This window comes from Arthrobacter sp. JSM 101049 (assembly GCF_041679245.1).
GTDB lineage: Bacteria > Actinomycetota > Actinomycetes > Actinomycetales > Micrococcaceae > Arthrobacter_H.
Genome location: NZ_JBGFFC010000002.1, coordinates 831,829 through 847,275, shown reverse-complemented (window position 1 = coordinate 847,275; position 15,447 = coordinate 831,829). Strand labels below are relative to the sequence as shown.

The window sequence follows — 15,447 nt, the reverse complement described above, 5'->3', positions numbered from 1 at the left end:
AGCTGTTCCGGGTGTCTCGACGGAGGCGGGTTCAAGCGCTCCCGCGGGAGCAGTGCCTTCAGCAACTCCGGCACCCCCGGGACCGGGCTCCACGGTTCCCGGTCCGTCCGGTCTGGAACCCGGTGTTGCTGCCATGCCCGGTGCCGCACCAGCCCAGCCGGAAGCCCCCGAGGCTGCCCCGGCCGATCCAGCCTCCACTACGACAGGTGCCGACGGCATCACCGACCCGGTCCCGCCTGCCGTGGACGACATGGTGGCCCAGACCGGACCTGGAACCGGCAACCCCTCTCGCGACGCGGTAGCTGACAACACAGCCCAGCAGCCTCCTGCCTCCCTCGCCGCTCCGATCGGCCCGGGCGGGCAGCAGCCGCTGCAGGAGACTGGTTCTTCGGCCCCGTCCCCGGCTCCAAGTGCCGCTGCGTCCACCAGCGCCGCTGCGTCGGCCAGCCCCGCTGCGGCACCGGTGCAGGTGCCGGCCAACGGTGGCACGACAGCCCGTGCGAACGGCGCTCCCATCGGCACTGCGGCATCAGCCGCCCAGATGCCCGAGTTATCGCCCTCAGGACCTGCCGTATCGGGCGAAAAGTCAGGCGTCACGTCGGATCGAGCTGCCGTGCAGGCTACTGCAACGGCTCGCACCCCAGCGGTCGCACCTTCGGGAGGCACTCCTGCTCAGGTGTCTGTGCCGACCACGGCGCCTGCGGAAGCCCACGTTCTTACGGCGACCCAAGCTCCTACGGCAACCCCCGCCCCTGCGGTGGCAGGACCTGGTCCCGTGCCAGTCCTGACCGGAGCCTCCGCCGTGCCGGCCAGCACCCCCGTTGCTGCTGTACCGGCGCCGGCACCGTTGAACCAGCAGCTCGCTGGTCCCATCGCCACCCTGGCAGCCGGCCCCCACGGCGATCGGACACTGACCGTGAATGTCGCTCCCGAAGGGCTGGGGCCGGTCACCGTCAAGGCCCACCTCGGAGCCGACGGCCTGCGCGTAGAGCTGCTGGCCCCTACGGATGCAGGCCGGGATGCCTTGCGCGGCATGCTTGGGGACCTGCGGCGCGACCTCGCTGTTCTCGGTCACGGTTCGGTGGGGTTATCGACGCCTGCACGACAGGATGCCGGATTCGCCGGCACCGGTGGGGGAGCGCAGCAAGGACAGACGCAAGCTGGCGCCGGCCAAACCGGAACCGGAGGGCAATCCGGCTCTGCCGGTCACCCGATGGGCGCGGAACAGGGAGCCGCCGACCGCGGGCCGACCCGGGATTCAGCCGCCGGTTCCACTGCCGGCGGACCACGGGAAGGCGCTTCCGCCTTCGTCCCCGCATCCGAGGCGGCGGGGACAGCGTCCGGCTCCAACCCGTATTCCACGCAGCTCGACGTCTTGGCTTAGGAAGGAACACCATGACCGTCCCACCCATCGAGGCGAGCCAGATCGGCACGACCGCCGCTCCCGTCCGCACCCCGAAGAAGACCATGGACAGCGAGGTCTTCATGCACCTGCTCGTCACCCAGCTGGCCAACCAGGACCCGAGCTCGCCCATGGACACCAACCAGATGATCGCCCAGACCACGCAGCTGGCCTCCATGGAGCGGCTCAACGCGCTCAGCGCCACGCAGGACACGGCGCTCGCCGTCCAGCAGCGCTCGGCAGCGGCTTCGCTCATCGGCCGGGAAGTGACCGCCGCGGGGGACGAGCCGCTGACCGGGGTGGTTACCGCCGTCTCCTTCGCCGGGCTCGAGCCCACCGTCACGATCGGCACCACCCAGGTTCCGTATTCGCAGATCGCCTCCATCCGCACAACCGAGTCTGCCGCCGGAACCGAGACGGGGGACTCAACAGACACGGACCCGGCGACTGGAACCGAACCCCCGGCAACCACCACCGCCTAGACCACCACACGACAGCACGACCAACCCGCTTCACCGACAGCTTTCCAGAAAGGCACATCATGCTCCGCTCGCTGTACTCCGGAATCTCAGGCCTCCGCGCACACCAGACCATGCTCGACGTCACCGGCAACAACATCGCCAACGTCAATACCGCAGGCTTCAAGTCCTCCTCCACGCAGTTCCAGGACACCCTGTCCCAGATGACCCAGGGCGGGACCACGCCCCAACCCGGAACCGCGGGCTCGAACCCGGCCCAGGTCGGCCTCGGTGTCCAGGTTGCCGGGGTCAGCACGAACTTCGGCCAAGGCTCGACACAGAACACCGGCAAGGCCACGGACATGATGATTTCCGGCAACGGGTTCTTCGTCACCAAGCACGGGGACACCACGGTGCTCACCCGCTCCGGAGCCTTCGACTTCGACGGCATCGGACAGCTGGTCAGCCCCGACGGTGGCATCGTCCAGGGCTGGATGGCCACCGATGGTGTGCTCGACACGACCTCCGATACCAAGAACATCAAGTTGAATCCGAATCTCGAGGGTCTGGAGTCCTACACCTTGGGCTCCGACGGCACCTTAACCGGTAACTTCAGTGACGGGAGGCAAGAGACCATCGCCCGCATCGCTCTGGGTACCGTGGCCAACCCGGCTGGCCTGCAGAAGGCCGGCGGCTCGGGCTACACCGCCACCGCCAACTCCGGGGCCGTGGACATCGTCTCCTCCGGCGAGCAGGGGACCGGTGCGATCATCGGCGGCGCGCTGGAGATGTCCAACGTGGACCTCTCCCAGGAATTCACCAACCTGATCGTTGCCCAGCGCGGCTTCCAGGCCAACGCGCGGATCATCACCACCAGCGACGAGGTCCTGCAGGAACTGGCGAACCTCAAGCGCTAATCCGGGCGGCGGCGCCGTACACCGTGACGCGGGCCTCCCAACAGGGGCGGCCAACGGCTAACGGCGCCGCGCCCGCTGCCGAGAGTGGGTCGTGAAAGGACGGGCCCATGATCGTCGTGACCCGGCTGAACACCAGCCGCTTCGCGATCAATCCCGACCTCATCGAACGGATCCAGGAAAACCCGGACACCGTGCTGGTCATGGTGAACGGCGCGAAGTACGTGGTGGTGGAATCCATGGATGAGGTCATCGGCTTGATCGCGCAATTCCGTGCCCGCGTCGTCTCCCTAGCGCGCGGCCTGGATTCCGCGGTGCCTGACAACCTGCCCCCTGATGGAACACTCCCGCTGCGCCCGAGGACGGTCTAACCGATGGATCCCGCAACCCTGATAGGTCTCGTGCTGGCCTTTGGCGCCATGTTCACGATGCTGATCATGGAGGGCGCCAGCATCACGTCCATCCTGCTGCCCGCACCGATGATCCTGGTGTTCTTCGGGACCATCGCCGTCGGCGTCGCCAGCGGCACGATCAAGGACGCCCTGGTCGCCGTCAAGGCGCTGCCCAAGGCCTTCAAGGGCAAGATCGAATCGCCCAAGGCACTCATCGACCGGCTGGTTTCCCTCGCCGAGGTCGCCCGCAAGGACGGCTTGCTGGCCATGGAACACGAGGCCGCCGAAACCAAGGACCCTTTCCTGGCACGGGCCCTGCAGAACCTCGCCGACGGAATGGACGGCGAGGACCTGCGCCTGCAGCTTGAGGACGACATCGCCACCAAGGAGAACACCGACGCGATCGGTCACAAGTTCTTCTCCACCATGGGCGGCTTCGCACCCACCGTCGGGATCATCGGCACCGTCGTCTCGCTGACCCACGTGCTCGAGAACCTCTCCAAACCCGATGAACTGGGGCACATGATCGCCGCCGCCTTCGTCGCCACCCTCTGGGGGCTGGTCTCGGCGAACTTCATGTGGCTGCCCATCGGCGCCCGGCTTAAGCGCCTCTCCGAACTCGAGACCGGGCGGATGGAACTGGTGATGGAAGGCGTGCTGTCCATCCAGGCCGGCAGCCAGCCGATGCTGCTGGCAGAACGCCTGCGGGCCATGGTCCCGCCCCATGAACTGGCCGAGGAGAAGAAGGGCAAGGGCGGCGACGACGCCCCGCTGGACGGACTGCAGGAAGCGGCATGAGCCGCGGCCGGGGCGGACGGGGCGGACGCCGCAAACGGCAGGAGGAAGGCCACGGCGGCGAGGAACGCTGGATGGCCTCCTACATGGACATGGTCACGGTCCTCATGTGCCTGTTCATCGTCCTCTACGCCATGTCCACCGTCGACCAGGCCAAGTTCGAGAAGCTCAAGACCTCGCTGGCCACCGGCTTCGGCGTCGAGCAGTCGCAAACCGTCGACACCGCCGAGGGCCTGGTCGTCCCCCCGGAGGACACCGGCAAGGAGGGCATGTTCACCGACCAGGAACTGGCGCTGGAAACCCAACAGGACCTGCGCCGGATGGCGGAGGCCGAACGGGCCGACCTGGAGGAGCTCAAGCACCGGATCGAAGTCCGGCTGGAGGAGACCGGGCACCGCGGCGCGGCCGACTTCACGATCGACCAACGCGGGTTGACCATCCGGCTGGTCAGCGCCGAGACCTTCTTCGAACCCAACAGCGCGGACTTGACGGGCAACGCCGTCGAGGTGCTCGAGGCCATTGCCCCCGTGTTGGCACCCACCAAACGCTCCTTCGAAGTCGAGGGGTTCGCCGACGTGGTCCAACCCGTCGACCCGTATCCGACCAACTGGGAACTCTCGGCCAGCCGCGCCACCCGGGTGCTGCGCACCCTGGTGGAGGACGGCGGGATCCGCGGAAACCGCATCGCCTCCGTCGGCTACGGGGACGCCCGCCCCCTGCCCGGGAACAAGGACCTGTCCCTGAACCGCCGCGTCGACGTCGTCGTCCTGTCCGACCAGCCCGAAAGCGTGCGGTCGCTGCTGCCAACCGCCGCCGCCCGCCGGTAGGAAGGGAAACGGCCGGCGGAAGCACGCCGACCGGGAAACCGGACCGAGCTGCTAACGCCGGAGTCGGGGCGTCCGATAGTGGACCCCGTGACAGTCTCGTCAGTGGACCGGCCCGCTGTGGGGGCGCCCGATCCCGAAATCCCGTTCTCCCGTTCCGTGCAGGTCTATGACTTCCGCCGGCCCGCCACCCTGGCCCGCGAGCACTCCCGCGTGCTCGAGTTGGCCTTCGAGACATTCGCCCGGCAGTGGGGCACGCAGCTGACCGCCAAGGTGCGCGTCATGTCGCAGGTGACCCTGCTCAGCGTCTGCATGGACACCTACGACGACTACGTCTCACAGCTCCCCGACACCACCGCCATGATCCTGTGCGAGATCGAGGGCTTCGAAGCCAAGGCGGTCGTGCAGTTCCCGGCCGCGGGTGCCCTGAATTGGGCCTCCCACATGCTCGGCAGCCCCACGGCCGTCGACGTCCCCGAACGCAACTTCACCCGCATCGAACTCTCCCTGCTGCGCCGGATGCTCGATGAGACGCTCGAGGACCTGCACTACTCGCTGGGCGCCCTGCTGACACAGCCGCTGACCGTCGACTCCGTGCAGTACAACTCCCAGTTCGCCCAGGCCGCCGCCAAGTCGGAAGTCGTCATCGTCGCGGCGTTCGACGTCCGCGTGGGGGATCGGACGATCATCTCCACCATTGCCCTGCCGGCAGACGCGGTGCTCCCACAGCTGGGGGCCGCCCACGAGATGACCACCGCCTCCGAGGGGGACCCCGCCGAGCAGCTGGCCCGGCAACTGGCCACCATCCCCATCGACGTCAGCCTGGAGCTGACGCCCAAGCACGTGACCCCGCGCTCGATACTCAACCTGTCGGTCGGCGATGTGCTGGCCATGCCACACCCGTCCCACCAACCGCTGCAACTGAGCGTGGACGGCCGCCGGCTCGGCCGTGCCGCCGTCGGCACCCGCAACGGGCGCATTGCCGCCGTCGTCGTTTCCACCGAGGAGAACCCCGCATGACCATCGACCAGACCCGCCAGCCGGTCCTGCACTCGACCGAGCTCTACGTCTCGGCGGCGGAGGCCCTGGCCTCCGTCCTGCCGACCACCCGCACGCTCGCGGCCCGCATCCACACCGGGGTCCGCGACTGGTCGCTGCTCGGCGGCGCGGGCGAGACCGTGACCGCGACGTTCGTGGGTGAACTCTCGGCCGACGTCGCCGTCCACATCGACGGCAGCCTGCTGGCTGGCACCGAGGGCATGGACGCCTCGCTCGTCTCCATCGCCGACGTCCTGCGCCCGGCCTTCGAGGCCGCCACCGGCGTGCTGGGCACCGGCGTCCTGTCCCCGGCCACCGCGGCCACCGCCGAGGCACTGCTGGACGACCACGAAACCGTCGTCTTCGCCCTCGAGGCCGAAGGCACCATCGCGGGCTGGTTCGGCCTGCGCATCCGCGACCACGCCGGCCGCGACGCCACCGTGGCCGAAACCCGCGAGACCGGGAACGACGTCGGATCCCGCCTCGGGCGCATCAACAACGTCGAGATGGCCCTCACCGTGGAGATCGGCCGCACCCGCATGGCAGTGCGCGACGTGCTGAACCTGGAGCCGGGCGCCGTCGTCGAACTGGACCGCTCCGCCGGTGCCCCCGCCGACGTCCTGCTCAACGGCCGGCTGATCGCCCATGGCGAGGTGGTCGTGATGGACCAGGACTACGGCATCCGCATCACGCAGATCCTCGACGTCGCGGAAGGCCTCGGCTAGTTGGAGAACCTGTTCCTGGTCCTGCGCGTCATCGTCTCCCTGGCGGTGGTGCTGGGGCTGCTCTATGTCCTGCGCCGGAAGCTGGTACCCCGCTCCGGTTCCGGGCAGCGCCGTGACATCTCCGTGGTGGCCCGGCAGGGGATCGGGGCCAAGGCCTCGGTGGCGCTGATCGAGGTCGGCGGCAAACGCTACCTGCTCGGGGTCGGCGACCAGTCGGTCAACGTCCTCGACAGCTACGTGGCGCCCGCCGAGGAGGAGCAACCCGGCGGGAACGACCGCGGCCGCCTGTTCGCGTTGAACCTCGATGATGCCCGCCACCGCAGCCGTGGACCGGCGGGCCCCGGGACCGACACCCCGGAGACGGACGTGGCCGAAGGCACCGGGACCGATGCCTACGACGTCGTCCAGGACGGCACCCCGGCACCGGAGTTCCGGCGCGACCTGCGCGGCAGCCGCAACCACGGCGACGCGGCACACACCCGGGAACCGGCGTCCCCGCTGGCCGGGTCGATCCTGTCCGCCCAGACCTGGCGGCAGGCAGCCGCGGCATGGCGCCGCGGCCCGTCATGACCCCGGCACCCCGGCCGGCAGCAGCATCCCGCCTGCGCTGGCCCGTCCTGCTCGTGGCCATCCTGCTGGCCACAGCCACCCTGCTGCTGGCCGCCGCCGGCACCGGCCACGCCGCACCGGTCGAACCCACACCCGGTGGCGACAACGGCGGGCTCTCCGTGGAGATCAACGGACCCAACGGGACCCCGAGCTCTGCCGTCGTGACCCTGATTGCCATCACGCTGCTCTCGGTCGCACCCGCCCTGCTGCTGATGATGAGCTCGTTCACCAAGATCTTTGTCGTCCTGGCCATGACCCGCAACGCCCTGGCCCTGCCGACGATCCCGCCGAACCAGGTCCTCGCCGGCCTGGCGTTGTTCCTGTCGCTGTTCATCATGGCCCCGGTGCTCACCCAGATGAACGACCTGGGCGTGCAGCCCTACCTCAACGGCACCCTCACCTTCGACCAGGCCCTTGGGGCCGGCGTCGCACCACTGCAGGACTTCATGATGGCGCACACCCGCGAAGAGGACATCGCCCTGATGACCCGGGCCGCGGGGATGGCGAACCCGGCCACCCCGGACGACGTTGCGCTGACCACGCTGATCCCCGCCTTCATGATCTCCGAGCTGCGCGCCGCGTTCATCATCGGCTTCGTGATCTTCGTGCCGTTCCTGGTCATCGACCTGGTCGTCGCCTCCGCCCTGATGTCCATGGGCATGATGATGCTCCCGCCGGTGATGATCTCGCTGCCGTTCAAGATCCTGCTCTTCGTCCTCGTCGACGGGTGGGGCCTGATCGTCACCGCGCTGATCGGCAGCTACGGGTCCGGTGGTGGCTGAGATGGATACCAACGCCGTCCTGGACATCGGGCTCTCCGGCCTGCTCGTCGCCGCCAAGCTGGCGGCCCCGGTGCTGATCACCTCGCTGGTGGTCGGCTTCGCCATCTCGCTGATCCAGTCGATGACACAGATCCAGGAAATCACGCTCTCCTTCGTCCCCAAGGCCGTCGCCGTGGCCATCGCCCTGGTCATCTGCGGGCACTGGATGATCTCCGAAATGGTCCTGTTCACGCACGACCTTTTCGACAAGCTCCCCTCGCTGCTCCAGGGCGGATGAGATGGCCACGACCCTGCCGCTGGAATGGCTCGCCGCGATGATGCTGGCCGCCGTGCGCGTGACGGCCTTCATCGTCATCGCCCCGCCGTTCTCCCACAACTCCATCCCCGCGCGGATCAAGGCGATGATCGGCGTCGGGCTGGCCCTGGCAGTCTCCCCGCGCGTCGTGGCCGACTACGTGCCCCTGGACACCGCCGCCTACTTCGGGGCACTTGTCCTCGAACTGCTCGCCGGTGCCGCCCTGGGCTTCTTGGTCATGCTGCTTTTCGCAGCCGTCCAGGCCGCCGGCGGGCTGATCGACCTCTTCGGCGGATTCCAGATGGCCCAGGCCTTCGACCCGCAGTCCATGGTCAACGGCGCCCAGTTCACCCGGCTGTTCCACTTCGCCGCCCTGGCCCTGCTCGTTGCCTCCGACGGCTACCAGCTGGTGCTCTCCGGGCTCTTCCGCTCCTTCGACGCCATGCCGCTGGGTGCGGGCATCGGCCTGGACGCGGTGGCCGAGGAGGCCGTGGGCGGGCTGACCGACATGTTCCTCTCGGCGGTCCAGATCGCCGGGCCGCTGCTGGTGGTGCTCTTCCTGGCCGACATCGGACTGGGCCTGCTCACCCGCGCCGCACCGGCCTTGAACGCCTTCGCGATGGGCTTCCCGCTGAAGATCATCCTGACGCTGACCCTGGCCGGCACCGTGTTCGTGGTGCTTCCCGCCGTCGTCTCGGCACTCGTCCGTTCCGGACTCGAGGCCCTGCGGGCGGTGATGGGCTGATGGCCGAGGACTCGGGGGAACGCTCCGAAAAGGCGACACCGCAGCGCATGAAGGAAGTGCGCTCGAAGGGCAAGACCAGCAGGTCCCAGGACCTCACCGCCTGGCTGGGGATCGGCGCCGCGGCGCTGATGGTCCCCACCGTGCTGGCCGCCGGGGAACAGGCCGGACGCCGCCAACTGGAAACCGTCACCTCGGTGATCGACCAGCCCGAAACCGCGGGTGTGCTGGCCGCCCTGGATGCGGGCCTGGGGTCGCTGTCCGGGACGCTGATGCCGATGCTGGCCGCCGTGCTGATCGTCGTCGCCGGCGCCGCGGCCCTGCAGGGGGGCATCTACTTCCGCAAGTTCAAGTTCGACGCCTCCAACCTGAACCTGGTCAGCGGCTTCCAGCGGACCTTCGGCCTGCAGGCCGTCTGGCAGGGGGTCAAGGCCTTCCTGAAGATCGCCGTCGTCGGGCTGGTGTTGTGGGTCGTGATTTCCGGGCTGATGCCGCTGCTGCTGCATTCCGGGCTGCTCCCGCTGACCTCGCTGCTGGGATCCGCCGCCGACGGGGCCGCCTCGCTGCTGCAGGCCTCCGTACTGGCCGGGCTCGTCCTGGCTGCGGTGGACCTGATCGTGGTGAGCCGGCGCAACCGCAAGCACACCCGCATGACCCGCAAGGAAGTCAAGGACGAGGGCAAGAAGACCGACGGGGACCCGCTGATCAAGTCCCAGCGCCGTTCGCGCCAGCTGGCCATGAGCCGCAACCGCATGATCGCTGCGATCGGCGATGCCGACGTCGTGCTGGTCAACCCCACCCATGTGGCCGTGGCGCTGCGCTACGAGCCGGGCAAGTCGGCCCCGCGCGTGGTGGCCAAGGGGGCCGGGACGATTGCCGCCCGCATCCGCGAGGAAGCCCAGGACAAGCACGTGCCCATGGTCCGCGACATCCCGTTGGCCCGGGTGCTGCACGCCGGCTGCGAATTGGGCCAGGAGATCCCCGTCGAGCTCTACGGCCAGGTCGCCGTCGTCCTGGCCTTCGTGATGGCCCTGAAGACCCGGGGCAACGCCGCCGGAGTGCACACCGTGCCCGACCCGGCCGCACAGCGCACCGGGCACCCGCCCGACCAGCCCACCCGGACCCCACCCGCCCACCCCACGGCCCTGCCGCCACGACCCCTGACCGAGAAGGCATCCCGATGAACTTCCAGACACTCGCCAAGCTCGCCGTCCCGCTCGGCGTCGTGGGCATCATCCTGCTGCTGATCGTGCCGGTCCCCGCACTGCTGCTGGACGGCCTGATCGCCGTGAACATCCTGCTGGCACTGGTGATCCTGCTGAACACGATGTTCGTGAAGAAGCCCCTGGACTTCTCGGTCTTCCCGTCCCTGCTGCTGGTGGCCACCCTGTTGCGGCTGAGCCTCAACGTCGCCTCGACCCGGCTGGTGCTCGGCAACGGGTACGCCGGCGAAGTCATCGCCGCCTTCGGGCATATCGCCATCGGCGGGAGCCTGATCATTGGCTTCGTGGTGTTCCTGATCCTGGTCGTCATCCAGTTCGTCGTCGTCACCAAAGGCGCCGAACGCGTTGCCGAGGTCGGCGCGCGCTTCACCCTCGATGCCATGCCGGGCAAGCAGATGGCGATCGATGCGGACCTGAACGCCGGGCTCATCACGGATACCCAGGCACGCGAGCGGCGGGCCGAGGTCGCCGCCGAGGCCGACTTCTACGGGGCGATGGACGGTGCTTCGAAATTCGTCAAGGGCGATGCCATTGCCGGGATCGTCATCATCGTCATCAACCTCGTCGGGGGCATCGCCATCGGCATGCTCCAGCGCGGGATGGACGTCGGCGAGGCCCTGAACACCTATGCCCTGCTGACCATCGGCGACGGCCTGGCCACGCAGATCCCGGCACTGCTCATGGCCGTGTCCACCGGCATGATCGTCACCCGTTCCAACGCCGAATCCGACATGGGCTCCACCGCCTCGACCCAGCTTTCGCAGTCGCGGACCGCCCTGATGATCTCCGGGGCGGCGGCCATCGCCCTGGCCGTGGTTCCGGGCATGCCCAAGCTGCCGTTCGTGCTCGTGGGCGGGCTGCTGATTTTCGTCTCCCAGCGGGTGAAGGCCCAGGAGAAGGCGCAGGCAGCCCAGCAGGCCTCGGAGCAGGCCGCCGTCACGGCGGCGCCACAGGAAACCACCGAGGACATCATCGAGGCGATGCGCGTCCACGCCCTCGAGGTCCAGCTCGCCCCGGACCTGGTCGACATCGTCAACGGCGGCGGCGACGACCTGCTGGCCCGGGTCCGCGCCCTGCGGCGGCGCATCGCCAACGAGCTGGGCATCGTCCTTCCGCCGGTGCGCACCCGCGACAGCGTGGACCTGCCGCCGTCCACCTACGTCATCCGCATCGCCGGCGTCGAAGCCGGCCGCGGCCAGGCGCCCCGGGGCAAGATCCTGGCACTGGGGGACCACCTCGAAGCACTGCCCGGACCCAGCGTCGTCGAGCCGGTCTTCGGGCTGGCCGGGAAATGGATCCCCGCCGAACTGCGCCACAACGCCGAGATGGCCGGGGCCACGACCATCGACCGGGTCTCCGTCGTCGTCACCCACCTTTCCTCGGTGGTCCAGTCCAATGCCGCCCGGCTGCTCACGCGTGAGGACGTGCGGGTGCTGACCGATGGCATCAAGGAGATCAACCCGTCGGCCGTCGACGAGCTGATTCCGGGGCTGTTGAGCCTGGCCGAGGTCCAGCGCGTCCTGCAGGGCCTGCTGGCCGAGATGGTCCCCATCAACGACCTGCAGCGGATCTACGAGGCCCTGGCACTGCGGGCCAAGTCCTCGACGGATCCGGAGGGGCTCATCGAAGCGGCCCGCCAGGCACTGGGCCCCGCCTTGGCTGCCGGGCACCTGGACGAGCGGACCCTGCGGGTGATCATGATCGACCCGGCCCTGGAGCAGGGCATGCTCGAGGGGCTGCGGCCCTCCGAACACGGCACGCAGATCCTGCTCGACCCGACGCGGCTCGAGCAGGTCCATGCCGGGGTGAAGGAATCGCTGGCCGAAGTCGGCAACCGGGGGCTCTCGGCGGTCCTGGTGTGTGCCCCGGCGCTGCGCCCGGCCATCCAACGCCTGGTGGCCCCGTTGGCCAGCGGTTTGCCGGTGTTGTCCTACCAGGAGGCCACGGCGGGGGGAGCGGAAATAGAAACCGTGGGAGTGGTGCGTGCAACCAACCAGATTTCAGCTTGAGGCCGGCTCCCTGGAGGAACTCCGCGAACGCGTCAGGGCCGATTACGGGCCAGAGGCCCGCATCGTCTCGGCAGAACGTGTCACGGTCGGGGGCCTCGGCGGCTTCCTGTCCCGCCGGCACATCGAGGCCGTGGTGGAGGTGCCCGCCGGAACTCGGCGTGGCGGTGGGCACGCGGACGCGGACGCCGACCCGGCGAACCTTCCCGAACGCGCCGTCGTCGCCGTCGATGACACGGACGGGGAATCAACGCCCCGACCCCGCGGCCGCCGTGCGGCCGAACCGCACCAGCCGCTGCCCGAGCGCACCGCGCTGGTCGCCCTGCTCGCCGAAGCCGACGTCGATGAAGCCCACGTCAACGGGCGCACGGAACCGGGGGTGTCCACCGAATCGGCGGATTTCGACCGGCTCATGGACGATCTGACCTTCGGCGCCCAGCCCTCGAGCGGGGCACGGGCCGCGCGGGTGGCGGTGGCACCAGCCGACCAGGACGTCCCCACGCCGGCCCGGCATCGGCCGGTACGGCCGGCTCCCCTGCACGGCGCCGGCGACCTGGTGCTCGTCGTGGGCCTGGGCGCCGATGCGCACCGGGCCGCGGCCGCGTTGGCCGGACCCGGCCTGCCGATCCACCAGTCAGGGGCGTCGAACGTGGCGCCCGGCGCCGGGTCGACGGCGACGAAGGCGCTGCGCATCGGAGACCGGATCGGCCGGGTCGAGGCCCAGGCTGCCGGGGTCCGCACGGGGGAGCCGGTGTTCATCGCCTATGGGCTCGACCACGCAGTGGACTTGGAAACGCAGGTCCAGGAGGTCGACGTCTTCGCGGCAGACCAGTTGTGGGTCTGCATCGATGCGGGGCGCAAGAGCGAGGATACGCGGGCCTGGGTGGAGGCGATCGATGCCGTCTGCCCAGTGGATGCCGTGGCCGTCCACGGGCGGTCTACGACCGCCAGCCCGGACACCGTGCTGGAACTGGGCATCCCCTGGCGGGAGATCGACCAGCCGCCGCACGCGGGAGCACGTTAGGATGGCGGGGTGCTAGTACTCTCGCGAAAGGCCGGGGAACAGATCCTCATCGGTGACGACATCGTCGTGACCGTCCTGGAGGTGCGCGGAGACAGCGTGAAGGTCGGAATCGACGCCCCACGCGGCCTGCGCATCCAGCGCCAGGAAGTCGTCGCGGCCGTCTCCGACGCCAACGTCGAGGCCTCCCGGCCGGCAGATCCCGGCACCGAGGACAAACTGCGGGCCCTGCTGGGGTTCCAGCGCGGCCCGGACGGCGAGGACCGGTAGCCGTCCACCGGTGGCAGCCCGACGTGTGGCACCTCGGCGGTAGACCTCAGTAGGTGAACATGCGGGCGTTCGCTGCCTCGGCCTCGTCATATTGCTGCGAGGCATGCGCCAAGGCCGTGTTGATCCCCGTCAGCGACTGCTCGACCTTCAGCTGGGTGGCCCGCCAATCGGCGACCACGGCTTGGAAGTTCGACGCCGCGGCCCCGTGCCAGGACGATTCGAGGTCGCGCAGTCCGGCCTGCATCGTGTCGACCTCTGAGCGCAGCCGCTCGATGGTCCCCTGGACGGCCTGGGCCCGTCCACGCATGTCGTCGGTATTGGCCGCAAAGCTGCCCATGTCCACTCCTTCATCCCCGGACGGCCCGCCGGTGCGGGCCGGAACGCCGTGTGGTGTTCCCCCACGATCCTGCCCGTGGCGCACCCGGTGTGGGGCGCGATCTGTCAGTGGGTGGACAACTCAGGCGTCGCCGTCGTCTGTGGAGGACGGGTCCCCGGGTACCAGGGGCAGGTGGATGGCCATGGTGGCACCACCGCCCGGGGTCTCGGTGAGCCGAACGGACCCGTCGTGCTGGGCGGCGATGGCGGCGACGATCGCCAGGCCGAGCCCTGTTCCGCCGGTTTCGCGTTGTCGCGAGCTATCGGCCCGGTAGAAACGCTCGAACACGCGGGAGGCGTCCTCCTCGGAGATGCCGGGGCCGTGGTCGCGGATCTCCAGGACGGCATCCGAACGTCCGTCGATCACGGGCAGGACCCCGACCGCCACCTCCAGGGGCGAACCGGCCGGGGTGTAGCGCAGCGCGTTCGTCATCAGGTTGCCCACGACCTGGCGCAAGCGCAGCTCGTCACCGCTGCTCGGCGCGCTGCCCGGTTGCGGGCCGTCCAGCCCGACCAGGGCCACCTCGCGGTCCGGGGCATTGACCCGCGCGTCCTCGACCGCGTCGGCGGCCAGCATCAGCAGGTCTACCGGCCGGCGCTCGAGGGGCCGTTGTTCGTCCAGGCGGGCCAGCGTGAGCAGGTCCTCGACGAGCTGGGCCATGCGCTTGGCCTCGCCTTCGATCCGGCCCATGGCCGTGCCGATCTGCTCCTCGCCGGTGACCCCGCCGTGCCGGTAGAGCTCGGAGTAGCCCTGGATGGTCACCAGCGGGGTGCGCAGTTCATGCGAGGCGTCCTGGATGAACCGACGCATCTTGCGTTCGGAGGCGGCGCGGCCGCGGAAGGCGTGCTCGATGTGCGTGAGCATGGCGTTGAGCGACCGGGACAACCGGCCGACCTCGGTCTCGGGCGGATACTCCTCGACACGGCGTGAGAGGTCCCCGGCGGCAATGGCGGCGGCGGTGCGTTCGACCCGCACCAGCGGGCGCAAGGCCCGGCCGGTGATGCCGTAGGCGATCATCGACATGACCAGGGTGACGAGCGTGCCGCTGGTGACCACGAGCTTGGTGGCCATGTCGACGGTGCCCATCGTGGAGTCCAGCGGCAGGGACACGACGATGTACCCGCTCTGGTTGCCCAGCTGGTAGATCCCGGCGCGCCACCCGTCCGAGCCGGGCTCGGTGCCGGGGACCTGCATGGTGGGGGACGTAAGGTCGCGGACCTGGTCGATCGTCATGGTCGGGACCACCGGGGCGTCGATGTGCTTGGGGTGGGGCAGCTCGTAGAGGATCTTGCCGTCGTTGTCGCGCAGGGTGCCGCGGAAGCGGTTGAACTCCAGCGTCGCGCCCTCGCTGGGCGTCTCCTGGTTCTTCCAGGACGACCACATGATGTTGGCCAGGGCGATGGAGTTGTCCTTCAGGTCCCCGTCCATCTGCTCCTGCAGCGTCAGGCGCAGCGAGGCCGAGGCCGCCATCGCGGTGACGATGACCCCGCACATCATCAACGTGGCCATCAGGGCCACGAGCTTGGAGCGGAGCGAGACCTGCCGCAACAGGCGGGGGAGGGAGCGCACCCGGGA

Annotated in this window: 18 protein-coding genes; 16 read left to right on the top strand and 2 right to left on the bottom strand. The window is 69.3% G+C overall.

Annotated elements, in window-relative coordinates; genetic code table 11:
* The first annotated feature begins 775 nt into the window (after positions 1-775).
* From AB8M85_RS09170 to csrA, 16 genes are all read left to right on the top strand, one after another.
* The gene (locus AB8M85_RS09170) at positions 776-1,384 is read left to right on the top strand and encodes a flagellar hook-length control protein FliK (RefSeq protein WP_372698472.1); all 609 of its coding nucleotides are present in this window, start codon (positions 776-778) and stop codon (positions 1,382-1,384) included.
* Positions 1,385-1,395: 11 nt separating this feature from the next.
* A complete protein-coding gene (locus AB8M85_RS09165) occupies positions 1,396-1,884 on the top strand; it encodes a flagellar hook assembly protein FlgD (protein WP_372698471.1) in 489 nt (162 codons plus the stop codon).
* Positions 1,885-1,943: 59 nt separating this feature from the next.
* Entirely contained in the window at positions 1,944-2,777 is an 834-nt protein-coding gene (locus tag AB8M85_RS09160; RefSeq protein WP_372698470.1) for a flagellar hook-basal body complex protein, read from the top strand.
* A 107-nt stretch (positions 2,778-2,884) separates the two neighbouring features.
* Positions 2,885-3,145, top strand: coding sequence for a flagellar FlbD family protein (locus AB8M85_RS09155; protein WP_372698469.1), 261 nt, complete (start codon positions 2,885-2,887; stop codon positions 3,143-3,145).
* A 3-nt stretch (positions 3,146-3,148) separates the two neighbouring features.
* The gene (locus tag AB8M85_RS09150) at positions 3,149-3,964 is read left to right on the top strand and encodes a motility protein A (protein ID WP_372698468.1); all 816 of its coding nucleotides are present in this window, start codon (positions 3,149-3,151) and stop codon (positions 3,962-3,964) included.
* Positions 3,961-4,788, top strand: a complete 828-nt coding sequence (locus AB8M85_RS09145) for a flagellar motor protein MotB (protein ID WP_372698467.1) — start codon at positions 3,961-3,963, stop codon at positions 4,786-4,788. The genes AB8M85_RS09150 and AB8M85_RS09145 overlap by 4 nt, the downstream gene beginning before the upstream one ends.
* Positions 4,789-4,875: 87 nt before the next feature.
* Positions 4,876-5,805 carry a flagellar motor switch protein FliM gene (locus tag AB8M85_RS09140; RefSeq protein WP_372698466.1) on the top strand — a complete coding sequence of 310 codons (930 nt, stop codon included), beginning with the start codon at positions 4,876-4,878 and terminating at the stop codon, positions 5,803-5,805.
* The gene (fliN, locus tag AB8M85_RS09135; RefSeq protein WP_372698465.1) at positions 5,802-6,548 is read left to right on the top strand and encodes a flagellar motor switch protein FliN; all 747 of its coding nucleotides are present in this window, start codon (positions 5,802-5,804) and stop codon (positions 6,546-6,548) included. The genes AB8M85_RS09140 and fliN overlap by 4 nt, the downstream gene beginning before the upstream one ends.
* Positions 6,549-7,118, top strand: a complete 570-nt coding sequence (gene fliO / locus AB8M85_RS09130) for a flagellar biosynthetic protein FliO (protein ID WP_372698464.1) — start codon at positions 6,549-6,551, stop codon at positions 7,116-7,118.
* Entirely contained in the window at positions 7,097-7,939 is an 843-nt protein-coding gene (gene fliP / locus AB8M85_RS09125; protein ID WP_372698463.1) for a flagellar type III secretion system pore protein FliP, read from the top strand. The genes fliO and fliP overlap by 22 nt, the downstream gene beginning before the upstream one ends.
* A gap of 1 nt (position 7,940) precedes the next feature.
* Positions 7,941-8,216, top strand: coding sequence for a flagellar biosynthesis protein FliQ (gene fliQ / locus AB8M85_RS09120; RefSeq protein WP_372698462.1), 276 nt, complete (start codon positions 7,941-7,943; stop codon positions 8,214-8,216).
* Position 8,217: 1 nt separating this feature from the next.
* Positions 8,218-8,979 (top strand): flagellar biosynthetic protein FliR, encoded by a 762-nt coding sequence (gene fliR / locus AB8M85_RS09115; protein ID WP_372698461.1) that lies wholly within the window; start codon positions 8,218-8,220, stop codon positions 8,977-8,979.
* On the top strand, positions 8,979-10,160 hold the full coding sequence (locus AB8M85_RS09110) for an EscU/YscU/HrcU family type III secretion system export apparatus switch protein (protein ID WP_372698460.1): 1,182 nt from the start codon (positions 8,979-8,981) through the stop codon (positions 10,158-10,160). Before fliR ends, AB8M85_RS09110 begins: the two co-directional genes overlap by 1 nt.
* Complete coding sequence (locus AB8M85_RS09105; RefSeq protein WP_372698459.1) at positions 10,157-12,208, top strand: flagellar biosynthesis protein FlhA; 2,052 nt, start codon at positions 10,157-10,159, stop codon at positions 12,206-12,208. Before AB8M85_RS09110 ends, AB8M85_RS09105 begins: the two co-directional genes overlap by 4 nt.
* Positions 12,183-13,229, top strand: a complete 1,047-nt coding sequence (locus AB8M85_RS09100) for a hypothetical protein (RefSeq protein WP_372698458.1) — start codon at positions 12,183-12,185, stop codon at positions 13,227-13,229. Before AB8M85_RS09105 ends, AB8M85_RS09100 begins: the two co-directional genes overlap by 26 nt.
* Positions 13,230-13,238: 9 nt before the next feature.
* Positions 13,239-13,496 carry a carbon storage regulator CsrA gene (gene csrA / locus AB8M85_RS09095; protein ID WP_372698457.1) on the top strand — a complete coding sequence of 86 codons (258 nt, stop codon included), beginning with the start codon at positions 13,239-13,241 and terminating at the stop codon, positions 13,494-13,496.
* 46 nt (positions 13,497-13,542) lie between these two features.
* Here csrA and AB8M85_RS09090 read toward each other — a convergent pair whose 3' ends face one another.
* Together AB8M85_RS09090 and AB8M85_RS09085 are read right to left on the bottom strand one after the other, a co-directional pair.
* The gene (locus tag AB8M85_RS09090) at positions 13,543-13,833 is read right to left on the bottom strand and encodes a WXG100 family type VII secretion target (RefSeq protein ID WP_372698456.1); all 291 of its coding nucleotides are present in this window, start codon (positions 13,831-13,833) and stop codon (positions 13,543-13,545) included.
* Positions 13,834-13,953: 120 nt separating this feature from the next.
* Positions 13,954-15,441 carry a sensor histidine kinase gene (locus AB8M85_RS09085; protein WP_372698455.1) on the bottom strand — a complete coding sequence of 496 codons (1,488 nt, stop codon included), beginning with the start codon at positions 15,439-15,441 and terminating at the stop codon, positions 13,954-13,956.
* Between the last annotated feature and the right edge of the window lie 6 nt (positions 15,442-15,447).